Raw genomic sequence first — 22,889 nt, 5'->3', positions numbered from 1 at the left:
AAAGATTTTTGCTGATGCTCTTCATTTTGTGCTGTGCTAAGCTACATGCACAAAAAGTAGGCCTTGTATTTAGTGGTGGTGGTGCCAAAGGACTTGCTCACATTGGTACACTTAAGGCATTAGAGGAAAACCAAATTCCGATAGATTATATTACCGGAACATCAATGGGCGGGATTGTTGGTGCAATGTACGCCGCAGGCTATTCACCTAAGCAAATTGAACAAATTGCGATAAGTAAAGAATTTCAAAACTGGGTAAACGGAAGATACACGAGCGATTATACCTATTACTTTCAAAAAAACGCACCAAATGCATCGATGTTAACAGCCAAAGTGGCCATTGATACTGGTTTCCACTTTAGCTTTCGCTCCAATATCATTAATGATATTCCACTTAATTTTGCTTTTTTAGAACTCTTTTCTCAAGCATCGGCAGTTTCGAAAGATAATTTTGATAACCTCTTTGTGCCTTATCGTTGTATGGTTGCCGATGTACTTTCGCAGAAAAGCATCACCGTAAGTAAAGGGAGTTTAGCGGAAGCAGTAAGGGCTACAATGACCGTTCCCATTGTTTACAGGCCAATTAAATTAGATGGTAAATATGTTTTCGATGGAGGTTTGTATAATAACTTTCCAGCGGATGTAATGGAAAAAGAGTTTAAACCCGATTATGTAATTGGCGCAAATGTTTCTTCGAAAACTTATAACGAATATCCAAAAAATATTGATGACAGGTTGATGAACCGCTTTTTGGTTTACATGTTTCTATCTAAATCCGATTCTACCATGATTGGCAAAAACGGCATTTATATCCAGCCGGATTTAGGCACCTATAGTGTAACCAATTTTACACCCGTAGAGGATTTAATTAAAAAAGGATATGATGCCACCATGGCTGACATGCCTCGAATTAAAGCCCTGATCACGAAAAGAGTCGACCCACAGGAGCTGGAACGGAAAAGGGTAGCATTTAATTCGCGTAAACCCGATTTAAATTTCAGTAATATCATTGTTTCCGGGGTAAATAGTCAGCAAAAAAAATATGTAGAGCGGCTTTTTAAAAGTGACAAGGCCACCTTTAATTTAGAAGATATCAAACGGGGTTACTATAAACTAGTGGCCGATCAAACTTTTGAAACCATTTACCCTAAAATATCATACCAGGCCGTTACTGACAATTATACTTTTGAGGTGGTTGCACAACCAAAAAAAAGCTTCAAGCTCGATTTAGGTGGCAACATTTCGACCAGGCCAATAAGCAACGTTTTTTTAGGTGCAGAATATAATTACCTCAATAGAAAAGCTTATACTTTTGGCACCAGCTTTTATTCAGGTAGATTTTACGAATCGGTTCAGGTTAATGGCCGGATAGATTACCCCACAAAACTGCCCATTTTTTTAGCGGCTGAGCTTACTTATAACCACTGGAATTTCTACAATACGAGTAAAATTTTTATCGAAAACCCCCGTCCCATTTATATAGAGCAATCGGATAGAAAAATAGATTTGATGATGGGTGTACCATTGAACTACAATACAAAGGTAGTTTTACATGCTAATTTCATCAATAATAACGACCGCTACAGTCCCAATAATACTTTTTCTGTAGGCGATTTATTGGATCAAACGATTTTCAACGGTTTTAGAGGGTCGTTAAATCTGGAGAAAAATTCATTAAACAGAAAACAATATGCCACTAATGGTCAAAGTTTTTCTCTCAGTGTAAATTATACAACCGGTCGCGAAAATTATAATCCAGGTAACATATCACGTAATATCCCTGGTTTTTCAAAACCAATTGGCATAAGCAGGTTACGGCAATGGGGAAGTATCAAACTCACCCAAGAAAACTATTTTTTACACCTCAATAAATACACTTTAGGCTATATTGTAGAAGGTGTAATTTCGAACCAACCCCTGTTTAGTAATTATTATTCTACTCTTTTGGTTTCTCCGGCATTTTACCCGATACAAGATAGCCGATCGCTCTTTTTAGATAAGTTTAGAGCCACCACATATGCAGCAGGAGGAATAAAAAACATATATAACTTTAGAAAAAATTTGGATTTTAGATTGGAAGGTTACTTATTTTTGCCACATAAAGAGTTCGAATTAAATAATTTTCAGGATGTAGATTATGCGAAAGCCATAAGCAAAATACGCTATGCGGCTACAGCTGGCGTAGTTTATCATACGCCTGTGGGCCCCGTAAGCTTAAGCTACAATTTATATAATGATGCAATTAAAAGAAATGGTGTATTATTACATATCGGTTATCTAATTTACAATAAACGTTCTATCGAATGAAGCGAATCATTTTACTATTATCCCTGTGTTTAATCGGTTTTTTTAGCTCGGCACAAACTGCAGCCATCAATAATTTTCTCGTAAAAGAAAATTTGCTTAAAAATAATAAGCTGGCCATCATAGCTGCCGATTCATTAAATGTTCCAAACGAAAATATTAATGGCACCTATACCTTTAGCGTTAGCGGCTTTACGCAAGTATTAAAATTTAACGATGGAATTGCGGTGCTCCCCCTTCCTATCGATAAATCGACATTTGTATATATCAAACATCAAAACGATACGGGCACCCATAGCAAGCTGGTTTACGTGTATAAAAAAGATGCTGATCTCACCCCGTATGCTATTAGCAGCTTATGGCTTTTTATTATTCCTATTGCGCTGGTAATTATTGCTTTTGCATTCAGGAAACTCATCATTTTCGTTGTGATAGCCTTTTTAATATTTGTTTATTTTAACCACAGTAGCGGTTTGAATATTGGCACCTTTTTCGAAAGTATTTTTGATGGTTTGAAGAATTTATTCTGATTTGGAAAGCAAAAGCAATGACCTGTTTAACGCAAGTCCGGCTTTTTGCTAAATTCCCGATGCTATTTCAGTGCCAACTGTTCGGCACAGCCATCGGGAGATATCGCTTCAATCCGGTTTATTAAATTAATACAATGCTACTATGAAAGTTCGCCCTTCCACCGTTTTAAAATTACCACACTAAAATGCGTATTGCAGTAATAGACTTAGGAACGAATACATTTAATTTGCTTATTGCCGAGGTTATACATCAGCAGTTTGAAGTACTGTACAAAACTAACGTACCTGTTAAACTTGGCGAAGGAAGGATTAACGAGAACATGATTATACCGACAGCTTTCAATCGTGGTATAGCCTGTTTAGAAAACTTTGCAGAAACCATCAAAGAATTTAAGGTAGACCAGGTTAAGGCCACGGCAACTTCGGCTGTGCGAAGTGCCAAAAATGGCAAGGATTTCGTTGAAGCTGTTTTACAAACCTGCGGAATTTCAATTGAAGTGATTAGCGGCGATGATGAGGCAGAGCTGATTTATCAAGGTGTAAAGCTGAGTGGTGCGATCAAACAATCATCTTTAATTATGGATATTGGAGGCGGAAGTGTAGAGTTTATCCTGTGTGATACCGAAAAATTGCTTTGGAAAAAGAGTTATAATATCGGTGCCGCCCGTTTAGCGCAACAGTTTTTCAAATCCGATCCTATAAATGATGAAGACAAAAATGCACTTTTATATCATATTCAAACCGAATTAGCAGCGCTATTTGAGAAGTGTGAACAGTACGAACCCAAAATCCTAATTGGATCTGCAGGTGCATTTGAAACCTTTGCTGAATTGATCATCAAGAGAAAGAATTATCCTATAGATATTGCCACAGCCAAAACCTACGCATTTAACTACGATGAATACATCGAAACCGCTATTGAACTTTTAAATCGCAATCATTCGGAACGAGCAGCCATGAAAGGTATGATTCCGCTTCGGGTAGATATGATTGTGATGGCCACCCTAATTACAAACTACGTACTGGGCAGAGCAAAAATTAATGAAATTATCCTCTCCACTTACGATTTGAAGATGGGTTCGCTTGCAGGCTTTTTATAAGATTGTATTTCCCTTTTTCGGAACATACATTATTTTTCCTACAATCATCGGTTCCATTCTTAAGAGCAAATCAACTTGCTTTTCTACAGCGTAATTTAAGGTCATGTTGGCAGAGAACCGAGCGCTTTGAACAGCAAGGATTTTGTTTTCCTTACTGATTCCACTGGTAAATTTTATCTCGTAATTACCATTTTTATCAGTAGAAGCATAATATTTGGTATTCAGAATAACCACTCTAACTCCTGTCAGCGGTTTTTTATTCTCATCTAAAATTCTGCCGCTAATCTTTTTTATGTTAATTGGTTTCTTCTCGTCTGCATGGCTACGCAGTTTTTCGACGATCTGCGTTTCTGGCTTTTCCGCAAGTATCGACGCATTAACGTTTTGTGCAAAAATACTTACGCCTATGGCTAAAACCCCAATATATTTCATCCAGTTTCTATTGGCAGGCGCCACTACCAGATGGTAATTAAGTTGGTTGAGTTGAGTCTCGGTTAACCTTCCGCAAACTTCTGACGAAGCATTGGCTAATGTTTTAATAATATCAGCGTTACTATATCCGGTAAAATCTACCACACATTTATTGCAAGCCTGGCAAAAATTAAATCCATCCTTTTGATCCATCTCCTCCCAGTTTTGAGTGCAAGGTTCAGCAATGGTCACTAGTGCGTTTGAATTTTTCATCTTTCGGTGTATTTGCCTACATGATGAAAAATGATTTAGAATTCCACAGATGGAAATAAAAAAAAAACGAAGTGTTTAAAAAATCATGAATTTTTCTAGTTCTCGATACAGTTTCTCCGTTGGTAAACCCATTACGTTGGTGTAAGATCCTTCAATGCGTTCTACTACTACAAGGCCCCACCAATCTTGAACACCATAACTCCCGGCTTTATCAAATGGTTTATAGTTGTCGATATAAAAGTCGATTTCCTCACTTGTAACAGCTTTACAATAAACTTCGGTTCGATCATAAAAAGAAAACATTTTGTTGCCTTTAACAAGCGTTACACCAGTATAAACCTCATGCTTATTTCCTGATAGCTTAGCAAGCATTTCCTGTGCATGATTTTTATCTCTTGGTTTTCCCAATATTTCTCCATTCAGGGCGACAATGGTATCGGCAGTAATCACTACTTCATTGCCTGCTTCAAAGGCTTTTGCTTTTTGCTCCGAAATATAAACGGCTATTTCTGCAGCACTTAAATGTTCAGGGTAACTTTCATCAACATCCCTAAGTTCGACTTTGAAGTTTAGGCCCATAAGCTTAAGCAGCTCTTGCCTGCGTGGAGATTTTGAAGCGAGTATAACGGGAATTTTATTCAACATAATTTTTTGGAAAGCGCTAAAATAACAAAAGCGACAGAAATGCCGCTTTTGTTATTATCATTTTAATTAAAACTTAGTTATTTCCACCACGTTCCTGCATACGTTTCTGCATTTCAGCACGTTGTTCATCTTGCCATGTTTTATAAAGCTTTTTTTGGTCTTCAGTTAAAACGGCATTCACTTTAACATCTCCATCAGCACGAAATTTTTGCATTTTCTCTCTCATCGCCTCTCTGTCTCCACCTTGAGCTTCCTCACGCATTTTTTTCATTGCATCAGCTTGCTCGGTAAACACAGTGGTCAGCTTTGTTTTTTGATCAGCGCTTAGCTTCAACTTTTCATCAAGTTGTTTTACACGATCTTCTGGTTTCATCATCATACCACCACGACCGCCACCTTGCTGCGCATTTGCATAAGTTATTACTGAGAATAACAATGCACAAATCATCATTAATTTTTTCATGTTTTTTGTTTTGAAATTTAGACTTGTTGGAGTAAATCTGAAATCAAAAGTTTAAAGGAAGAGTGTAACTTCGCTGTTGCAAATCGAACTGGCTCTTCGATTGCCAATAGAGTATGGACAGCAGCCTAAGTTTTAGAAAATATAATTATTTACTTGAATCAGCAGCGTTAGGATGTTCATCATACCACTTACCTTGCACTTTCATCACCTTTTCAATAATATCGCGAACAGCGGTTTTCCCGCCTGGGTATGGAGAAATGAAGGCAGAAACGGCTTTGATTTCCTCCACAGCATCAGCGGGACAAGTAGCTAATCCGACTAATTTCATCACATGCAAATCAGGAATATCATCACCCATGTAAAGCACTTCTCCTGCCGTGATTTTTTTATCGGAAAGATATTGTTTAAAAATGGAAACCTTATCGCCAGACCCCAAAAACACATCAGTTATTCCTAGGTTGAAAAAGCGTTTTCCCATCGCAATACCATCTCCTCCTGAAATAATGCATAAGTTATAACCTTTTTTAACCGCCAGTTGCATGGCATAACCATCTTTGATATTGAAAGTACGCAATGATTGGCCGTTATCAGTTACCTGAACAGAGCCATCTGTAAGCACACCATCAACATCAAAAATGAAGGTTGTAATTTCTTTTAATTTTTGGAGAAACATGCAGCGTTGTGGGTTGAGAGTTACAAGTTATAAGTCAGGGTTTGTAAACATAGTAGTTAAAACCTTAAATCGCACCAAATTTGCTGGGTTATATTACAAGTTAGAGCATTAAAATAATAATTTCAAACCTTTAACTTTTAACTCATAACTGGTAACTCATTACTAATCTTGATTATCTCTCCACTCGTAAACCCAGGCAGATTGAATTTGCTCTAAATGGCCTTCGCTGCTTTCTTCACGGGTGCCCTTGAAGTTAGGTAATTCCAAAACCCACTCTAACAAATCGGTAAAACGGATGCGGTAAATCTTGGTTTCGCCAAACTCATCTCCAAATTTCTCATATAAAGACATTGCAATATCTTCATAATCGTTCCAGTAAAAGGGTAAGGCAAATTTATCGTTGTTCATGTTTTTATTTTTAGGTTGTAATGTTGGGTAATTTTTGTTAGAAGGTTTAAGGGTTATAAAGCTACCAGTTTGGAGCTTCAGAGCTTCGGATTCTAGACTGAAAACTTCATATTAAAGAAGCCTAATGTCCCATAAATCCAGATTGATCAGGAATGGTAACTTCAATATCGCCATTAATCACTACACACTGGCAGCCCAAACGTGAGGTTATTCGAGGCCTTACCGCCCTGTCAATAAAATCTTCTTCTTTATCAGAAATTTCTTCAATGTTATCCATTCCCTGGGTAACATAAACATGGCATGTACTGCATCCGCAAACACCGCCGCAGTTGTGTTGAAGTTCGATGCCATTATCCAGACAAACATCTAAAACAGACTCGCCAGCTGCTATAGGTAATTCTACAGGTGCATGATCTGCTTCTTCGAAATTTATTTTTAGTTTAAAAATGCTCATAATATTTTGCAAAAGTAAGAAGCAAAAGCCGTAAAAATGCTATTTAGGCATTAATTTTATGCTCTTGCTTAAAGTTTGATAAATGTTCTGCAATTCAGGTTGGCTTTCTAACAAACCTAAGTGCTTATTCATAGTGCTTTCATCTCCACGCACAGCGGGACCAGTTTGCACTTTCTCTGGTAAATTAACCATCACCTTATCTGCTGTTTCGGCAATTAATGGCCTGATGATGTTGAAATCAAGGCCATTTTCTACAAGAACTTGATTCGCTAAAGCATAAAGATGATTAGGAAAATTGCAGGCAAAAACAGCGGCAAGGTGAAGTGCTTTTCTCTTTTCTCCATCAATTTCGTAAACCTGATCACTTAGCTTTTCAGCAAGTTGTTTCAAAATCTCCAGATCATTGATGTTACTCGCTTCGATGCAAAGCGGTATATGATCAAAAGAAACTTCCTTCACTTTAGAGAAAGTTTGTAGGGGATAAAAAACTCCGGCTCTTGCTGTGTAATTTTTAATCGCAGAAATATCGGTTGTACCTGAACTATGAACTACAAGCCCCTCAACATTTTTTAAAGCTGAAGCAACGTGCTCAATAGCATCATCCTTAACTGAAATGATATATAAATCAGCAGTTTGATCCACTTCGGATAACTGATTTATGGCTTCGGCATTTACTTGTTCCGCAAGTGAACTGGCATTTAACGGATTCTGGCTATAAACCTGCACCACATTTTCTGCTTTGGCAAATAATGCCTTAGCTAAGTGTGTGGCTACATTTCCAGATCCTATTAAAACAATGTTCATCTACTTATGCTACTTTAGCTTCTTTTCGTCTTCTAAAAATAGATAGCAAGAAGCCTATGACCATAATAATTGTACCTGCCCAGTATAAGTTAATGAAAGGAAACTCAATGGCTTTAAAAACTACCCAGTCTTTTGCTTGTTGAGGTTTCTCAAAAATTTGAAGTTCAACCTTTTTCTCGTCAGGCAAAACCTGCGCAAAACGAAATTTCAAATCCAACTCATCCACTTTACGAGCAAAATCGAATGTGTTATTCCCTTTGATTAAAAACATTGGCTCGGCAGTATAAACTTTACCGGCGGCATTAATTTCTAAAGGTAAGCCAACAGCATAATCGCCTTGCGCCAATATTAAGTCTTTAGCAACCGGCTTGTTATTTAATGCTTTTACGGTTACAATTCCACTAGAAGTATGAATGGTATCCCCTACTGAAACCTTAACAATTCTTGGTGCTTTATAATTTTCATCGTCCGAATGACCTTCGTGATCTTCATGCGACTCCTGTTTTACCGCAGCACTTGTAATGTGCGTATACACATCGTAAGTTAAATAGTGCTTGGTATCTGGTGAAGCAATTAATCCCATCTTTTCATTATCCTGTACATGAGGATGTAAATTGAAATCCTCTTTCACTTTACCTTCTTTATCTACAACCTTAAAATTTAGAGTATAAATAGTGTTTGGTAATTGTGTAGTGTCAGAAACATAAGTTACCGTATACTTACCCATCTGTTTGGGCTCGTTTTTATATAACATGATGTTTTCACCCGGCTTTTCAGTCTTCTCGAAATCCTTTACAGGAATGAAATTATTTGCGTTGATAGAAAGTGGTTTATTCGTAGCTGCTGAAATTAAAGCACCCAAAATTAAGAATGCAAAACCAATGTGTGCTATTGCTGAACCAGCTAGTTTTACCTTGCCTCCGAAAGCTTGATATAGAATTGCAGCATTGGAAAGTACTGCAAAAATACAACTGAAAGTTATCAGGATGTACATGGTATTGGTATAGATATCGGCAACGTATACTAAACCAGCGGTCAAAACCAGTGAAAACAATATCACTGAGATTAAACTGCTGTAAAATTTTCTCGGATCAGTTCTTTTGTATTTTAAATATTGGGAGAATCCTGAAATTAATGTTACCAAAACCGCAAAAGGCGCTTGCCACTTGTTGTAATATTTAACTGCATCAATTGGAGGAGAAAAGTTAGTGCCGAATGCTTTATTAAATACAGGAACCGAGGTAGAAAAAATAACCTGAATACAAGCAACAGTTACCACTAACGCACCAATAAACATCCAAAATTCACGCGAATAGGTTTCCTCATCTTTAGTAGTAATTGGTAATTCTTTCCACCTTTTAACCACCAAAAATATAGCAAGGGCAGCAAACACCACGTTGTATAAAATCAAGTGACCAAACATGCCCATATCGGTAAATGAGTGAACAGATGTATCACCTAAAATTCCGCTTCGGGTTAAGAATGAAGCATACAATACCAATAAGAAACTTAAGAAAACCAGAGCAATTGCGGTAAAGTAAGCATGACCTGTGTTTTTGTAAGCAATCATTACGTGTACTGCACCGATTAAGGTTAACCATGGAATCAGCGAAGCATTTTCAACCGGGTCCCAGGCCCAGAAACCTCCAAAGTTTAGCGCTTCGTAAGCCCAGAACGAACCCATGATAATACCAGTACCCAAAACCATCACCGCAAAAAGCGTCCATGGCATTGCAGGTTTAATCCAGTCTTTATAACGTTTTTGCCACAAAGCAGCAATTCCGTAGGCAAAAGGTACCACCATACTTGCAAAACCCAAAAACAGGGTTGGCGGGTGAATAACCATCCAGTAATTTTGCAATAGTGGATTTAAACCTCTTCCGTCGGTTATAAATGTTAAGTATTTCGCAAAGTTTTCAGGATTTGCGAAAACTACAGGAGCCATCGCTTTCAAATCAACAGCATCTCTCAATAAAATAAATGGAGAACTACCAATACGTTCGCCAAAAATTTCTACACCTAACATCATTGAGGTTAAAAACACTTGCGAAAATGCCACAACGGTCATTACAGGTCGTTCCCAGGTTTTGGCTTTCCAAATTAAAAGCGCACCTAAAAATGATTGCCAAAAAGCCCAAAGCCAAAAACTTCCTTCCTGTCCCTCCCAAAACGCAGAAACGATATAGTAAATCGGAAGTTCTTTCGAAGAGTGGAAATAAACATAGTTATACTCGTTGTAATGGCCAAGGATCAGGTAAAAAAGCACCACGCCGATGCCAATTATACTCGCCCAGTTAACCAAAAAACCTATTCTACCAAGGTTACGCCAAGATTTATCTTCTAAATTTTCTTTGCGACTGGCAAAAAAATATGCAATTGTTGAAAGTAACGATGCACTAAAAGCCAACACAATAAAAAACTGCCCGATTTTACCCGGCAACAGGTTTTCGCCTACAAACTGAATATCCATTAAAATTAATTATATTTTTTTTCGCCGTACTTACCAACTGTATCCACCTTACCATCTTTATTCACTTCAACAAGATTATCGTTGTATTTAGATGGGCATTTCATTAAAATTTTCGACGCGTAGAATTTGTCCTTATCCATTTTTCCGATAAGAACTAATTTCTCAGATTTTTCAAAATCCTGAGGTTTTGTGCCATTATAAATCACCTCACGAACTTCTCCTTTTTCATCTTTCATATGGAATGCAAAATGATTAGCATCTTTCACAGCATCGTAATACATTCCTTTTGATTTTTCCCAATAACCCATTACGTGCTCCTCTTTTTGTGAAGAAGCCGCTTCTTTGAAATTTGAATAAGTATCTGTATTGGCGTTTAAGCTAAATAAGATTCCCACCGAAATAGCAATGGTAATCAAACCGATGATTGCACTTTTTTTCATTTTGTATGTTATTGTAAAAGCTGGCAACAAAGATAGAAAAATAGCCATAGCGAACGCCAGTTAACAATTTTCTTGTCTTTATATTGACAATTAGCTGATTAATACGGAAACCAAATTTTGGTTAAGATTTTATAAATCGATTACTGTTAAAAAAATTCATTAAATAATATTAGAAAATGAGCAAACAGCAATTCTTAGCGGTAATCAGTCCCGCCATTTGCTTTAGCCCTTATCCAATGAAAAATTGGCTTTCGGGGCTACCGCTTTTTGTCGGGTTTATTAACCAAGGTTAACCGCATGGAAACGAACATCACTTAAAATTCCCTATCCTATACTGTCCTCACCTTCCAAAATCCGAAGTGCTTTCAAATTGGAAATGAAAATCGATTAAAATTTCGCCTTTAATGATTAAGTTTGAAGCTTCAGATTATTCCTCAATTGCGTCCCATTTATTTAAAGAATTTTTATGAACCTAAGACAGTTCTACATTTTAGTTGCAGTTGCATTTATCATACCCATATTGAGTTCATGTTTTCAGGTTGTTGAAGAGATTACCATGCGAAACGACGGCACTGGCGATGTAATGTTAACCATTAATTTAAGCCAGAGTAAAACTAAAGTGGCATCAGTAATGCTGTTGGATAGTGTTCAAGGATATAAAGTGCCCAGTAAGCAAAAAATTCAAAAGGAACTAAATGAGGCAGCAGCCTATTTGCGCAAAAGTGAAGGCATCACCAATGTTAAAACCACCAGCGATTTTAATAACTATATCGCTACCATAAGTTTTTCTTTCAAGGATGTTTCGAATATCAACAACATTACCAAAAACATCCTTGCGCAGCAGAAAATCAAAGCAACAAATACCTCTTCATACACTTATAATAAAACAACCAAAACTTTTAACCGGAAATATCAAACGGTTGCATCAGCAAAAACCGAGTACAATAAACTTAAAAGTAAAGATAAAGCGGTGTTTAACGGCGCAATGTATACCAGCATTTACCGCTTTGAGTCTCCAGTTACCAGTACTACCAATTCCGCCTCCAATCTATCAAAATCAAAAAAAGCGGTGATGCTTAAAGCAAGTGTAACGGATTTAATAAATGGAAAAATTAACGTTTCCAATCAAATACAACTATCTAAATAAAAATGAAAAAAATTCTAATTGCGGTCTCCATTCTATTTCTCGCTAAATTAAATTATGCTCAAGATCTAGTTAAAAAAATCCCTTCAAACGCTTTTACTGTTGCTACCATCAAAGGCGACAATGTATTTAAACTGATGTTTGTAAAAGATTTTAATGAGTCGTTTCTCGGCAAAAAATTATTAACAGAAACTTCAAAATCTCTTGATCAAAATCTAAATAGTATTGAAGATTTTGGTGTGAACCTGGAAAAAAACATGTACTATTTCAACCAATTAAGCGATAGTATTACCTACAATTGTTTTTTGATTCCCCTTAAAGATGCTACGAAATTTGAAAGCCTGATTAAAGATAAAGACAAAAAAATCATAGTTGATGGCGATGTAAGAACATTGAAAATGCCCGATAACGGAGGCGTTATTATCAAATGGAACAAGGATATGTTGTATTTCATTACAGGGAGTATCCGAAGTTCTTTCTTTGCCGATTCGGCAAATTCTGCCCGCTACGGCATTAAGGACATTAAATATCAAACTAATTATGGAGATGTTGCTGCGCTAGAAAGTACTACAACTGTAGATAGTACGGCAGCTGTTGCCAGTGATGTTGTAGTTGTCGACGTTCCTGCACCGCCCACCATTGGCGAATCATATCCTCAAATGGAAAGCCGTGAGGTAGTAAAAAAGAAGCAGCCGACACAAAAAAAGAAAAGTGCTACAAACAAATCAAAAGAAAAAAAGAAGGGCGCAAGAAGCAAGCCTAAAACGATTGCTAAAAAATCAAAAAAAGTTATAGAAATAAAGGAACCAATGATTGAGGTCGTGGATTCACCTTACATGGAAGAAGGATACACAACCGATAGCACCGCAGTAATGACTGAAGCCGGCGATGCTGACGACCGGTATGATGAATATCAAAAGGAAAGAGAAGAACAAGACAGCTTGAAAAAAGAGCTGGCTATGGTTTGGATGACAGCAGAAGCCAATAAAATATTCACCGCGAATTATGAATCCATTGAGAAAAATAAATCTTATACTTCTAGTTTAGATAGCAAAGCCATTGCCGAACTTTGGGTTTCTAGCCTACAGGATGCTTACAATTCCATTGCTCCCGAATTTGGTACTTACGGAAAATCGGGTTTAATGAAAGGTTATGGCAGTTTAAATGCAAAGCTTTTTATGGATGAAAAAAGTTTCCGCATTTCTACAGGATTAGAATTAGCCAAAGATCAAGCCGATGCCTACGAAAAAATAATGAACAGGAAACTGAATAAAAAGTTCCTGAAGTATGTTAATAGTGATAAAGCAATTGGCTTTATGGGTTATTCTATTGATACAAAAGCCTATTTAGAAGAGTTTCCTAAATTAATGAAACAGACTTATGGTTCGTTTTTAGGCAAAAACATGGAAGAAGAAATTGAATTGGGAACCGATTTATTTTCGCTTTTGTTAGATGAAGAAGCGGTAAGCATGGTAGTTAAAGGCGATGCCATGTTTGTAATTAATGGCTTAAATACCAAAGATGTTACCTACACCACTTACGATTATGATGATGATTATAACCGAAAAGAAGTAACAAAAACCAAAAAAGAAACTTTGCCTGATTTCTTGTTTATGTTTTCATCAGAAGATCATCGATTGATGAACAAGCTGATTAAGTATGGCATGAATAAAAACTATGTTACGGTTAACAACAACATTTATAAAATTGAGGAGAAGAAAAGCCCAGTTGATATCTACTTTATGATAAAAGATGGTATCGTTTTCTTTGGCAATTCATTAACTGAAATGGAAAGTATCAACAACAATACTTTCGTTCCGGCCATTAGTAAATCGCATAAAACGCTTTTGGCAAAAAACAATTTTAGTTTCTTATTCAATGCGAAAAACCTGGTAGGCAAAGTACCAACGGAAGAAATTGGAGGCGAAGAAACGGCAAAGAAATTCAATGAAACTTTGGGTAAAATGGGCAATATTTATATGAAATCGAATCCAATTAAAGGGAACGTAGTTTCTGCCGACATAAGTGCTGAAATACCTAATGGACATGAGAATGCTTTAAAATATCTGTTTTCGTTAATTGAAAATGCTTCGAAATAATTCAACAATTAACCACAGGTAAAAATGACGAACACGAATTTAACTTGTTAAAAATCTGTGTTCATTTATGAAAATCTGCGGCAAAAAATGACGTATGAAGAAATTTCTAAAAATAGCAGCAGTGATTTTAATATCGCTGCTGATTTTTTTTATTGGTACGCTCAAGTACAGGAATTACAGTGCCAATCAAATAGCTATTCCAAAAAACACCACTTCTTTAGTAAAGATAAGTGTTGATGAAATTTTAAAAACATTGGCGCTCAATGCCATCTCAAACCCCGTTCGTTACTTTAAATCAGATACAGGGAAAAATGTTGGGCGTTCTTTTAAGCGCTTAGACCATGGATTAAGCATTCCTGCAAACCTATATTTGTATACCATAAAGGATCAACCGAGTACCTCGTTTTTTGCCAGATTTAAAATCAGAAACCTCAAAAATTTTGAAGATTTTTTAAGCAAGGCCGTAGGTTTTAAAATTAAAAAGGGTAGCAATAAGTTTAACTATGCAAAATCTGTATTGGGTAACGTAGCAATCTGTTACGATGAAAATAGTGCTGCAGTAGTTTTTTCAAGTCAGATTGCAAATTTTGATGCAGCCTTGAAAGATGTTTTGAATGAAAAAGACTTTAAAGAAATGAGCGATGGTGAATTTAGCCAACTGATCAAATCTAGCAGTCACATCGCTTTTCAAGAAAATGCTCAGTTTGCGGAGCTTGATTTTAAAAGGGGCGAAATCAGTTTCAATGGAATTTTTAATACGCCAGAAGGAATGAAAATTAAGAGCGGGCTTTACAGCCACCAGCCGGCCAATACAAACAATGTAATGAACTTTTGGCTGAATGCAGATTTCGAACGAAACACGAAAAAAGAATTTAAGCTAAAGAATGTGGTTATTGAGCAAGATAGCCTGGTAAAATATTATCAGGGGCACATTGATATGGAATGGACAAATACCATGAAGCAAACGGATTCGATTATTACTTATGAATACAACGATGATTTCGAAAAGGTGCAGAAAGTAACGCTTCAGCAAAAAGATGTTCCAAATGTCCTGATCAATATTTCTGCTGATGCTTTGCCGTTAAAAAACTACCTGGCCCGTCAAAACTTTATTCATCCTGATAGCGGCGTAGTTAACAAATCGGTTTTTCCTCTTCACCAAATATTTGTTGGGGGAAATAGCAAGCAACTTATCTTCAGCACAAAGAAATCACCTTCTCTTCATCAATATTCGCAAAAATCCAATAACCTCCTTGCCTTGAATGTCAATTTTAAACAATTAAACCGACAAGTTAGCTTGCCAATAATCTCCAGATATCTGGAAAGCTTGAAATATTTAACCGTGACAGCTCAAGCTACTGGCGACAAGAAAATCGCCTTACAAGGCAACTTAAAAATGAACAATCAAAACATCAACGCACTTTATCAACTTTTGAAAACCCTGTAGAATTTTATCATTCCAATATTCTTAATAAATTTATTGCAACAAACTAATAGCAAATATGCTCCACGACAATCTTATTTTAATCCTCATTTTGTTACTCGGCGTGACATTACTGGTGATGGTTGGTCAGAAATTAAAGATTTCATACCCTATTTTTTTAGTATTAGCAGGATTAATTATCGGATTTATTCCTGGTATCCCTCATGTAAAAATCGATCCTGATATTGTCTTCCTGCTCTTCTTACCTCCACTCCTTTATGAAGCTGCATGGTTTACCTCGTGGAAAGATTTTTGGGAATACAAAGGTGGAATCTTTTTAATGGCGGTAGGTTTGGTAATTATTACATCAATGGCTGTAGCTTATGCTTCCGTTGCATTTATACCGGGCTTCACTTTGGCATTAGGATTTTTATTGGGTGGAATTATTTCGCCGCCAGATGCCGTTGCTGCAGCCGCAGTACTTAAAGGATTAAAAATTCCCAAAACGGTAAGTGCTTTACTAGAGGGCGAAAGTTTGGTAAACGATGCTTCCAGTTTAATCGTGTTTAAATTCGCACTGGTCGCTGTTACCGCCGGAACTTTCGTTCTGCATGATGCAGCGATAGATTTTGTTTCCGTAGCTGGTTGTGGTATTTTGGTTGGATTGGCCGTTGGTGGTATCTTTTACGCTATACATAGATGGCTTCCAACAACTGAAAACATTGATACTGTGCTTACGTTGATTACGCCCTATTTTATGTATATCGTAGCAGAACATTTTGAGGGTTCGGGTGTAATGGCAGTAGTTTCTGGAGGTCTACTACTCTCCAGTCAATCGCATATTATTTTAACTTCAAGCTCGCGAATTAAAACCGTTTCGGTTTGGTCTGCCTTGATATTCCTTTTAAATGGTGTAGTTTTTATTCTAATAGGTTTGGCATTGCCAGATATTGTAGCAGGGCTTGGCCCAGATTACCCGATAGGTAGAGCAATAGGCTACGGAGTGGGAATAAGTGTACTTGCTTTGGTAGTCCGCTTTATCTGGCTCTTCTCCACTGCCAGGATCACCAGGATCTTTAACAAAAAAACGAGAGTGCGCTACCAAGACATGACCTGGCATTCTTCGTTAGTAATTGTTTATGCCGGAATGCGGGGCGTAGTTTCTTTGGCCGCAGCATTATCTATTCCGGTAATGATTTCCGATCAGATTCCATTTCCATTAAGGAACCTGATCTTATTTATCACCTTCGTGGTTATATTCGTAACGCTGGTGGTACAGGGTTTAACGTTACCGTTTTTTATCAAGTGGCTAAATATTCCAGCTCCGAAACATAAATTATCTGAACAGGAACAGACCAGCCAGATTAAACTTAAATTAATTGATCTCTCATTAGATAAACTAAAAGCTGATTATCAATATCAATGTACCCACAATGAGTTAATGGTAAATTTAAAAGCCGAACTTCAACACTCGTTAATTGAAAAGAAAGATACTCTGAAAGCCTTTAAAGCTGGACAGATTGATCAGGTAGATTTGAAAGCATATCATGAAATTGTGCTGGCTTTGATTCAGGTTCAAAGGGATGAACTACATCATTTGAAAAGCAACAAAAACTACGACGATGATATTATCAGAAAAGAAGAATGGCGTTTGGATTTGGAAGAGTTGAGTATCACTTCCTCTGAATAAGAATTTACCATTTAGGTTTTAACTTTCCGTCTTTGCTTGCCTGCGGCAGGCAGGCGAAATCGATTTCTCATCGATTGAAGTTCCCAAGGAATGCCTTTGGCACAATCTCATTTGTGGTATTATTTTATCATAAGATTGCTTCGTACCTCGCAAGGACGACTGTTCAAAGCACAGAACTAAAATTTCCAAAAAAAATCCTTGCAAATTTTATATCTACAAGGATTTGTAATAAGATTGCGAATCTTGATAAGATCGAGATTCGCAATTACAGTTATAGGCTATGGCCAAACACCTAAATTCATATAAGAAACAGCAATTTTATCAATCGAATTAACAAATGCCGCAGTTCTTAATGTTTGGGTCGCTGGTTTATTTACCAAAGTCTCACGGATCTCGTGGTAAGAATGAATCATTGTATCTTCCAAACCAGAGTTCACCAATTCGATCTCAGATGCACCTTTAACAATCATTAAGCGGTGTTCTGGAAGGATAGTTTTACCTGTTAAATTTTCTAGAGTATTAATCAGGTTAGCATTTGAGTTAGCTGCATAACGGTTTTCCATGCGGCCAAAAGCTACGTGAGAAAGATTTTTTAACCACTCAAAATAAGAAACCGTAACACCACCGGCATTGCAATACATATCTGGAATAATTATTCCGCCCATTTCTGTGAAAATAGCCTCAGCTTCTGGAGTTGTAGGTCCGTTAGCGCCTTCGGCAATAATTTTGGCTTTAACGTTGCGGATGTTATGCTCGGTAAATTGGTTTTCTAAAGCTGCAGGAACAAGGATATCACAATCCTGCTCTAAGCCGTCCATCGAATTTTTGAAATCTGTAGCACCTGGGAAACCAAGGATTGAACCCGTATTTTTGCGGTGTGCAAAAACTTCGTCTACATTTAAGCCGTTAGGATTGTAGATTGCTCCTTCGTACTCACATAAACCTACGATTGTCGCTCCAAATTCGGCCAGGAATTTAGCAGAGTGATAACCCACGTTACCCAAACCCTGAACAATTACTCTTTTATCTCCTAAACCAGCTTTGAAGCCAAGTTTAGCCATATCTTCTGCAACATCTACGCATTCACGAACGGCATATGCAACACCACGGCCAGTAGCTTCTTTACGTCCGCGGATACCGTGGAGCGCAATTGGCTTACCCGTAACACAACCTAACGCATCTAGCTGACCCGGATTCATGGTCATATAAGTATCTGCAATCCAACTCATTTCGCGTTCACCCGATCCATAATCAGGAGCAGGAACGTCGATACCAGGACCAATAAAATTTTTCTTGATTAACTCTGTTGTATAACGACGAGTGATGGTTTCTAACTCGGCAACACTATATTGTTTAGTGTTGATTTTGATACCACCTTTAGCACCACCAAATGGAACATTTACGATGGCACACTTGTAAGTCATAAGGGCTGCAAGCGCCATTACCTCATCTTCGTTAACCATTTCGCTGTAGCGAATACCACCTTTTGTCGGACTCATGTGATGCGAGTGCTCCACACGCCAAGCATCAATTACTTCGAAACCATTTCCACGGCGAATTGGAAATTGGAAACGATAAACACTATTACACGCTTTAATCTGGTTCAATAAACCTTCAGGATGGTTGGTGAATTGAGCCGCACTGTCAAAGTTCTTGCATACATCAGCAAAAAACTTGTTCTCGTCTGCTAGATTAGCCATTATTTCTTTTTTATGAATTAAGTATGCCGCAAAATTGCCTAAAAAAAACGCATATATCCAAATGAAAAAATACTTAGTGTAAAGCCAACACCAATCAAAACTGAAGAGAAAGACAGCTTCAAACTGTTTAAACTTAGTTTTTAGGTGAGTTTTCTTTTTCGATTTTTTTTAATCTTTTATCGATAGAGAAAAGGTAAGCCAATAATCCAAGCAAAATGATCACTATGCAGGCAACAACAACGTAAATTTTACCATCGCTACGCAACTTATCCGCCATTTCTACGCCGTTATCTTGCGCAAATAGCTGGATCGTAACAAGCATTAATATTAAGGAGAACAATATCTTTTTCATGTTAGTTTTTAAATTTTTTGGTGTTTTAATTTTGGATGGCTAGTCTTTAATCCTTTGTCCTTGCTCTTTAATCTAATTTGCTTGTTGTTTGTTTTCTAGGGAGCGTAATCTGAATTTAATGGTGTAAACCCAGTAACCAATTAATATCCAGCCTAAGCATGCCGGATAAAATACCATCCGCATTCGGCTATCTAAATCGTAGCTGTTAAAACCCGGGTTACCACCATTACCAGGATGTAATGAATCTTTTAGTCGTGGTAAAACGAATAGCAGAACCACCATCATCGGGAAGGCGAAGATGTTATAAATGGCAGAAATTTTAGCTCTTTTTTGTTCCTCATCTATCGCATTGCGAAGAATTAAGTAAGCAAAATAGAGTAAAACGGAAATGGCTGCAAAGTTTTGTTTAGGATCAAAACTCCAAAACTGGCCCCAGGTATATTTTGCCCAGATGGCACCTGTTACTAATCCTAACAGACCAAAAATGATCCCTGCGTTTACGCTTTCTACAGCTTTCATATCATCAATTTCACTTTTGGAGCTAAGAGATTTAATGCTGTAAAAGACAGAAATGGAGAACAATACAATCATGGCAAACCACATCGGTACATGGAAATATAGATTCCTGATTGATTCATTTAAAATAGGCAAACGAGGCACGCCAAGCAACAAACCTGCAATTGCAGTATAAACTACCAGCACTGAACCTAAAATTTTCCACCAAGTTTTATTCATACATATATTAATTTTGAAGGAGTGATTTTTGAATGAGTGAATATTGCCGCTATTATTCAATAATTTTAAGCGATAGAAAATTCACATTCTCTCAATCATTCATTCTATAATTCAATCATTTTTAGTCTCGCCAAAGGTAAGGAAATAACAATAATGAGGTGGCAACGGTAAGCACATTTACAACCAACAACATTCCAATTTCATCGTAACTATTCTCCCAGGGCAAGCCATCAACTGCATTTTTTGCTAATTTTATTAAAAGTATGAGTACCGGAATAATAATCGGGAAGCTTAAAATTGCCATCAGCATTCCACCGTTACCGGCTTTACTTGCAATTGCTGAAACCATAGTAAAAACCGTTGAAAAACTGATGCTACCCATCACTACGGCTACGTAATATAAAAGCAAATCGGGCGGTGTAAACGAATCGAATACCAAAGTATAAAAGCCCAATGCGATGGTAGTTAATACCAACATTAGCAAAACGTTATAAACTGTTTTCGATATTAAAACCGCAGCCGGGCTTGCTAAAACGTAACTATATAACTGTTGTCCTTTAGTTTCCTGCAAAAAACTTTTAGAAACCCCGTTGATAGATGCAAACAAGATAATTATCCAGAACAATGCATTCCAGGCAAGCTTATCGCCCAAACTGACAAAAGATAAATAGCAGGTAAAAATGGTGGAAACTACATACAATAATACACCGTTGATGGTATATTTGGAGCGCCACTCTAACAGTACTTCCTTGTGGATTAAATATTTAACCTCATTGGCCAATTGCATAACCGCAAAGATACTTTTATTGATAAATATTGTAAGGGTAATTTGTTGGATTGTTGTAATATTGTTTAAAGTTTTAGCTGTTAAATATTAGCCACGGAAACACAGAATACACGGAAAACTAGATTACTTAAAAAGTAGATAATAATTTTTTATTCCGTGAACTCCGTGCTTCCGTGGCAAAAATATTTTATGGATTATAAGAAAAAACGAAGCTAGCTAAAAAAAAGAATTAGCCACGGAAACACAGAATACACGGAAAACTAAATTACTTAAAAAGTAAATAATAATTTTTTATTCCGTGAACTCCCTGCTTCCGTGGCAAAAATAACTTTATGGACTATAACGAAAGACGAAGCTAGTTAGAAAAGAGACTCAGCCACGGAAACACAGAATACACTAAAAATATTAGCCACAGATGAAAAGGATAAACACGGATAACTTATTTGATTATTATTGTAAGCCAAATTCTGTATTTAGCTGCGAACATCTGTGATAAAAAATATGGACTACGCATCAGTTTTAGACTCGCCAATTGGAAAAATAACCATCTTAGCTGATGATGATTTTGTTTACGCCATCACTTTTTCAGAGCAAGATATTGATAAGTTAAGGGAAAATGAGTTGACCAAAATGGTGGCAAAGCAACTTGAAGATTATTTTAAAGGTGATTTAAAAGCTTTCGATTTTCCAATAAAACAAAAAGGAACTGAATTTCAGCAAGGGGTTTGGCAAAACTTACTTAGCATCCCTTATGGCGAAACTAGCTCGTATGCTAAGTTTTCGGCACATCAACCCTTAGCCATTCGGGCAATAGCTTCTGCTAATGGCAAAAACAATATTGCTATAGTGATTCCTTGCCATCGAGTAATTGGTAGTGGCGGAAAATTGGTAGGTTATGCCGGTGGCTTATGGCGAAAACAATGGTTGCTGCAACACGAGAGAGAGGTTTCACAGAAAGGTCAAACAGAATTAAAATTTTAGCATGGATAAATTATCAGATAAAGCCGATACCAAAAATATAAAAGCTATTCGTTTAATCAATATTGTAGACGGGAAGTGTGATTTTGAATCAGGAACAATACCAATCAGACAGCATATTAATGCTAATTACTTCTTCGCTCAAACGGATGTTTCCTTGCAATACAGTCCTCATGCAGCACCACGCAGGCAATACGTTATTACGCTGAAAGGGAAATTAAAATTTACGGTTAGTAACGGTCAATCCTTCATTCTTGAACCCGGAATTATTTTAATAGCTGCAGATACATTTGGTGAAGGACATACCTGGGAAATTTTAGATGGAGAAGAATGGGAAAGGATTTATATTCCGCTGGAAGATGGTGCTGATGACCATTTTACAGCTGAATAGATACAAATAGAGCAATATTGTGTCCCATTTCAAATTACTTCAAAGTACCTGGGTTACTTAATTTTTCTCCCTTTTTAGCACTGAAAAGCATAAAAATCACCCCCACTAAAAGTACAATCCACCCCCATTGAAAATGCACTACCTTACCAATTAACTTATTGGCAAAACCATATTTAGTATAATTATTGGCTGTAAAATAAACTGCAATAACTGCCAGCACATACCAAATAGCCATTACGAAACTCATAAATCGAAAGGCACCAGCTTTTCTGATAAAAAGGAAAAGAACAGAAATTGCAATGATTGCATAGGTAATAAAAAATAGACGGGCATCAGACTGATATAAGTTCCAATTTCCTTTTATCGGCACCTTTAACATCGGACAAAAACCTGACACTACACATAACAAAATGCCTAACCAGGCTCTGAATTTATTTAGAATTAACATTTTGATTCAAGATTTTAATTTTTTCCTGCGGGTTGATTACACTGATTTAAAGATTTCACAGATTTCAATAATTGATTTTGCTATTAGATCATATCTTATCACTAATTTGTTTCGCAATTTTTAATGACTAATGACTAATGACTAATGACTAATGACTAATGACTAATG

The 22,889-nt window shown here is 36.9% G+C and carries 23 protein-coding genes; 9 read left to right on the top strand and 14 right to left on the bottom strand.

Annotated features, from left to right (window positions below):
• The first annotated feature begins 14 nt into the window (after window positions 1–14).
• From ACZZZC_RS08375 to ACZZZC_RS08365, 3 genes are all read left to right on the top strand, one after another.
• Window positions 15–2,306 carry a patatin-like phospholipase family protein gene (locus tag ACZZZC_RS08375; RefSeq protein ID WP_463486921.1) on the top strand — a complete coding sequence of 764 codons (2,292 nt, stop codon included), beginning with the start codon at window positions 15–17 and terminating at the stop codon, window positions 2,304–2,306.
• Window positions 2,303–2,833, top strand: a complete 531-nt coding sequence (locus ACZZZC_RS08370; RefSeq protein ID WP_056851322.1) for a hypothetical protein — start codon at window positions 2,303–2,305, stop codon at window positions 2,831–2,833. The genes ACZZZC_RS08375 and ACZZZC_RS08370 overlap by 4 nt, the downstream gene beginning before the upstream one ends.
• Window positions 2,834–3,018: 185 nt before the next feature.
• Window positions 3,019–3,933, top strand: coding sequence for a Ppx/GppA phosphatase family protein (locus tag ACZZZC_RS08365; RefSeq protein ID WP_463486920.1), 915 nt, complete (start codon window positions 3,019–3,021; stop codon window positions 3,931–3,933).
• On the opposite strand, the gene ACZZZC_RS08360 is transcribed toward ACZZZC_RS08365, so the two are convergent.
• The 9 genes from ACZZZC_RS08360 to ACZZZC_RS08320 form a co-directional block, all read right to left on the bottom strand.
• The gene (locus ACZZZC_RS08360) at window positions 3,928–4,617 is read right to left on the bottom strand and encodes a carboxypeptidase-like regulatory domain-containing protein (RefSeq protein WP_463485653.1); all 690 of its coding nucleotides are present in this window, start codon (window positions 4,615–4,617) and stop codon (window positions 3,928–3,930) included. The genes ACZZZC_RS08365 and ACZZZC_RS08360 overlap by 6 nt on opposite strands.
• 75 nt (window positions 4,618–4,692) lie before the next feature.
• Window positions 4,693–5,262 (bottom strand): Maf family protein, encoded by a 570-nt coding sequence (locus ACZZZC_RS08355; RefSeq protein ID WP_463485652.1) that lies wholly within the window; start codon window positions 5,260–5,262, stop codon window positions 4,693–4,695.
• Between the two features lie 73 nt (window positions 5,263–5,335).
• Window positions 5,336–5,725 (bottom strand): hypothetical protein, encoded by a 390-nt coding sequence (locus tag ACZZZC_RS08350; protein ID WP_463485651.1) that lies wholly within the window; start codon window positions 5,723–5,725, stop codon window positions 5,336–5,338.
• Window positions 5,726–5,870: 145 nt separating this feature from the next.
• Window positions 5,871–6,398 carry a KdsC family phosphatase gene (locus tag ACZZZC_RS08345; RefSeq protein ID WP_463485650.1) on the bottom strand — a complete coding sequence of 176 codons (528 nt, stop codon included), beginning with the start codon at window positions 6,396–6,398 and terminating at the stop codon, window positions 5,871–5,873.
• Window positions 6,399–6,560: 162 nt separating this feature from the next.
• Window positions 6,561–6,806 (bottom strand): Fe-S cluster assembly protein IscX, encoded by a 246-nt coding sequence (gene iscX / locus ACZZZC_RS08340; protein WP_056851329.1) that lies wholly within the window; start codon window positions 6,804–6,806, stop codon window positions 6,561–6,563.
• A gap of 121 nt (window positions 6,807–6,927) precedes the next feature.
• Window positions 6,928–7,260, bottom strand: a complete 333-nt coding sequence (locus tag ACZZZC_RS08335; RefSeq protein WP_056851330.1) for a 2Fe-2S iron-sulfur cluster-binding protein — start codon at window positions 7,258–7,260, stop codon at window positions 6,928–6,930.
• Window positions 7,261–7,299: 39 nt separating this feature from the next.
• Window positions 7,300–8,064, bottom strand: a complete 765-nt coding sequence (locus ACZZZC_RS08330; protein ID WP_463485649.1) for a Rossmann-like and DUF2520 domain-containing protein — start codon at window positions 8,062–8,064, stop codon at window positions 7,300–7,302.
• 4 nt (window positions 8,065–8,068) lie between these two features.
• Window positions 8,069–10,534 carry a heme lyase CcmF/NrfE family subunit gene (locus ACZZZC_RS08325; protein ID WP_463485648.1) on the bottom strand — a complete coding sequence of 822 codons (2,466 nt, stop codon included), beginning with the start codon at window positions 10,532–10,534 and terminating at the stop codon, window positions 8,069–8,071.
• 5 nt (window positions 10,535–10,539) lie between these two features.
• Window positions 10,540–10,974: a cytochrome c maturation protein CcmE domain-containing protein gene (locus ACZZZC_RS08320; RefSeq protein WP_056851333.1), complete on the bottom strand. Its 435-nt coding sequence runs from the start codon at window positions 10,972–10,974 to the stop codon at window positions 10,540–10,542.
• A 466-nt stretch (window positions 10,975–11,440) separates the two neighbouring features.
• Between ACZZZC_RS08320 and ACZZZC_RS08315 the strand changes: the two genes are divergently transcribed.
• The 4 genes from ACZZZC_RS08315 to ACZZZC_RS08300 all read left to right on the top strand — a co-directional run bounded on the left by ACZZZC_RS08315 (window position 11,441) and on the right by ACZZZC_RS08300 (window position 17,330).
• Complete coding sequence (locus ACZZZC_RS08315) at window positions 11,441–12,121, top strand: hypothetical protein (RefSeq protein WP_463486919.1); 681 nt, start codon at window positions 11,441–11,443, stop codon at window positions 12,119–12,121.
• A gap of 2 nt (window positions 12,122–12,123) precedes the next feature.
• Window positions 12,124–14,217, top strand: a complete 2,094-nt coding sequence (locus ACZZZC_RS08310; RefSeq protein WP_463486918.1) for a hypothetical protein — start codon at window positions 12,124–12,126, stop codon at window positions 14,215–14,217.
• A gap of 94 nt (window positions 14,218–14,311) precedes the next feature.
• The gene (locus tag ACZZZC_RS08305) at window positions 14,312–15,664 is read left to right on the top strand and encodes a hypothetical protein (RefSeq protein ID WP_463486917.1); all 1,353 of its coding nucleotides are present in this window, start codon (window positions 14,312–14,314) and stop codon (window positions 15,662–15,664) included.
• A gap of 55 nt (window positions 15,665–15,719) precedes the next feature.
• Window positions 15,720–17,330, top strand: a complete 1,611-nt coding sequence (locus ACZZZC_RS08300) for a Na+/H+ antiporter (RefSeq protein WP_463486916.1) — start codon at window positions 15,720–15,722, stop codon at window positions 17,328–17,330.
• Window positions 17,331–17,608: 278 nt separating this feature from the next.
• Here ACZZZC_RS08300 and ACZZZC_RS08295 read toward each other — a convergent pair whose 3' ends face one another.
• The 4 genes from ACZZZC_RS08295 to ACZZZC_RS08280 all read right to left on the bottom strand — a co-directional run bounded on the left by ACZZZC_RS08295 (window position 17,609) and on the right by ACZZZC_RS08280 (window position 20,904).
• Window positions 17,609–19,030, bottom strand: a complete 1,422-nt coding sequence (locus ACZZZC_RS08295; RefSeq protein WP_056851338.1) for a Glu/Leu/Phe/Val family dehydrogenase — start codon at window positions 19,028–19,030, stop codon at window positions 17,609–17,611.
• Between the two features lie 133 nt (window positions 19,031–19,163).
• Window positions 19,164–19,382, bottom strand: coding sequence for a CcmD family protein (locus ACZZZC_RS08290; protein WP_463485643.1), 219 nt, complete (start codon window positions 19,380–19,382; stop codon window positions 19,164–19,166).
• A 72-nt stretch (window positions 19,383–19,454) separates the two neighbouring features.
• Window positions 19,455–20,117 (bottom strand): cytochrome c biogenesis protein CcsA, encoded by a 663-nt coding sequence (ccsA, locus tag ACZZZC_RS08285; protein WP_265799829.1) that lies wholly within the window; start codon window positions 20,115–20,117, stop codon window positions 19,455–19,457.
• A 121-nt stretch (window positions 20,118–20,238) separates the two neighbouring features.
• Window positions 20,239–20,904: a heme exporter protein CcmB gene (locus tag ACZZZC_RS08280; protein ID WP_463485641.1), complete on the bottom strand. Its 666-nt coding sequence runs from the start codon at window positions 20,902–20,904 to the stop codon at window positions 20,239–20,241.
• Between the two features lie 501 nt (window positions 20,905–21,405).
• Between ACZZZC_RS08280 and ACZZZC_RS08275 the strand changes: the two genes are divergently transcribed.
• Both ACZZZC_RS08275 and ACZZZC_RS08270 read left to right on the top strand, forming a co-directional pair.
• Window positions 21,406–21,885 (top strand): methylated-DNA--[protein]-cysteine S-methyltransferase, encoded by a 480-nt coding sequence (locus ACZZZC_RS08275; RefSeq protein WP_463486915.1) that lies wholly within the window; start codon window positions 21,406–21,408, stop codon window positions 21,883–21,885.
• Window position 21,886: 1 nt separating this feature from the next.
• Window positions 21,887–22,273 (top strand): cupin domain-containing protein, encoded by a 387-nt coding sequence (locus ACZZZC_RS08270; RefSeq protein WP_463486914.1) that lies wholly within the window; start codon window positions 21,887–21,889, stop codon window positions 22,271–22,273.
• Between the two features lie 34 nt (window positions 22,274–22,307).
• Here ACZZZC_RS08270 and ACZZZC_RS08265 read toward each other — a convergent pair whose 3' ends face one another.
• A complete protein-coding gene (locus ACZZZC_RS08265; RefSeq protein WP_463486913.1) occupies window positions 22,308–22,721 on the bottom strand; it encodes a hypothetical protein in 414 nt (137 codons plus the stop codon).
• Window positions 22,722–22,889: the final 168 nt, after the last annotated feature.

Source organism: Pedobacter sp. AC212, from assembly GCF_979258625.1.
Note: the sequence above shows the minus strand (reverse complement) of the source record. Positions and strands in the feature narration are given on the sequence as shown.

Excerpts from the sequence above, each read along its gene's own strand:
- ACZZZC_RS08335 (WP_056851330.1), bottom strand. The coding sequence starts at position 7,260 with ATGAGCATTTTTAAACTAAAAATAAATTTCGAAGAAGCAGATCATGCA.
- ACZZZC_RS08300 (WP_463486916.1), top strand. The coding sequence starts at position 15,720 with ATGCTCCACGACAATCTTATTTTAATCCTCATTTTGTTACTCGGCGTG.
- ACZZZC_RS08275 (WP_463486915.1), top strand. The coding sequence starts at position 21,406 with ATGGACTACGCATCAGTTTTAGACTCGCCAATTGGAAAAATAACCATC.
- ccsA (WP_265799829.1), bottom strand. The coding sequence starts at position 20,117 with ATGAATAAAACTTGGTGGAAAATTTTAGGTTCAGTGCTGGTAGTTTAT.
- ACZZZC_RS08350 (WP_463485651.1), bottom strand. The coding sequence starts at position 5,725 with ATGAAAAAATTAATGATGATTTGTGCATTGTTATTCTCAGTAATAACT.
- ACZZZC_RS08360 (WP_463485653.1), bottom strand. The coding sequence starts at position 4,617 with ATGAAAAATTCAAACGCACTAGTGACCATTGCTGAACCTTGCACTCAA.
- ACZZZC_RS08345 (WP_463485650.1), bottom strand. The coding sequence starts at position 6,398 with ATGTTTCTCCAAAAATTAAAAGAAATTACAACCTTCATTTTTGATGTT.
- ACZZZC_RS08365 (WP_463486920.1), top strand. The coding sequence starts at position 3,019 with ATGCGTATTGCAGTAATAGACTTAGGAACGAATACATTTAATTTGCTT.
- ACZZZC_RS08375 (WP_463486921.1), top strand. The coding sequence starts at position 15 with ATGCTCTTCATTTTGTGCTGTGCTAAGCTACATGCACAAAAAGTAGGC.
- ACZZZC_RS08305 (WP_463486917.1), top strand. The coding sequence starts at position 14,312 with ATGAAGAAATTTCTAAAAATAGCAGCAGTGATTTTAATATCGCTGCTG.
- ACZZZC_RS08310 (WP_463486918.1), top strand. The coding sequence starts at position 12,124 with ATGAAAAAAATTCTAATTGCGGTCTCCATTCTATTTCTCGCTAAATTA.
- ACZZZC_RS08280 (WP_463485641.1), bottom strand. The coding sequence starts at position 20,904 with ATGCAATTGGCCAATGAGGTTAAATATTTAATCCACAAGGAAGTACTG.
- ACZZZC_RS08320 (WP_056851333.1), bottom strand. The coding sequence starts at position 10,974 with ATGAAAAAAAGTGCAATCATCGGTTTGATTACCATTGCTATTTCGGTG.
- ACZZZC_RS08265 (WP_463486913.1), bottom strand. The coding sequence starts at position 22,721 with ATGTTAATTCTAAATAAATTCAGAGCCTGGTTAGGCATTTTGTTATGT.
- ACZZZC_RS08330 (WP_463485649.1), bottom strand. The coding sequence starts at position 8,064 with ATGAACATTGTTTTAATAGGATCTGGAAATGTAGCCACACACTTAGCT.
- ACZZZC_RS08295 (WP_056851338.1), bottom strand. The coding sequence starts at position 19,030 with ATGGCTAATCTAGCAGACGAGAACAAGTTTTTTGCTGATGTATGCAAG.
- ACZZZC_RS08270 (WP_463486914.1), top strand. The coding sequence starts at position 21,887 with ATGGATAAATTATCAGATAAAGCCGATACCAAAAATATAAAAGCTATT.
- ACZZZC_RS08370 (WP_056851322.1), top strand. The coding sequence starts at position 2,303 with ATGAAGCGAATCATTTTACTATTATCCCTGTGTTTAATCGGTTTTTTT.
- ACZZZC_RS08315 (WP_463486919.1), top strand. The coding sequence starts at position 11,441 with ATGAACCTAAGACAGTTCTACATTTTAGTTGCAGTTGCATTTATCATA.
- iscX (WP_056851329.1), bottom strand. The coding sequence starts at position 6,806 with ATGAACAACGATAAATTTGCCTTACCCTTTTACTGGAACGATTATGAA.
- ACZZZC_RS08325 (WP_463485648.1), bottom strand. The coding sequence starts at position 10,534 with ATGGATATTCAGTTTGTAGGCGAAAACCTGTTGCCGGGTAAAATCGGG.
- ACZZZC_RS08355 (WP_463485652.1), bottom strand. The coding sequence starts at position 5,262 with ATGTTGAATAAAATTCCCGTTATACTCGCTTCAAAATCTCCACGCAGG.
- ACZZZC_RS08290 (WP_463485643.1), bottom strand. The coding sequence starts at position 19,382 with ATGAAAAAGATATTGTTCTCCTTAATATTAATGCTTGTTACGATCCAG.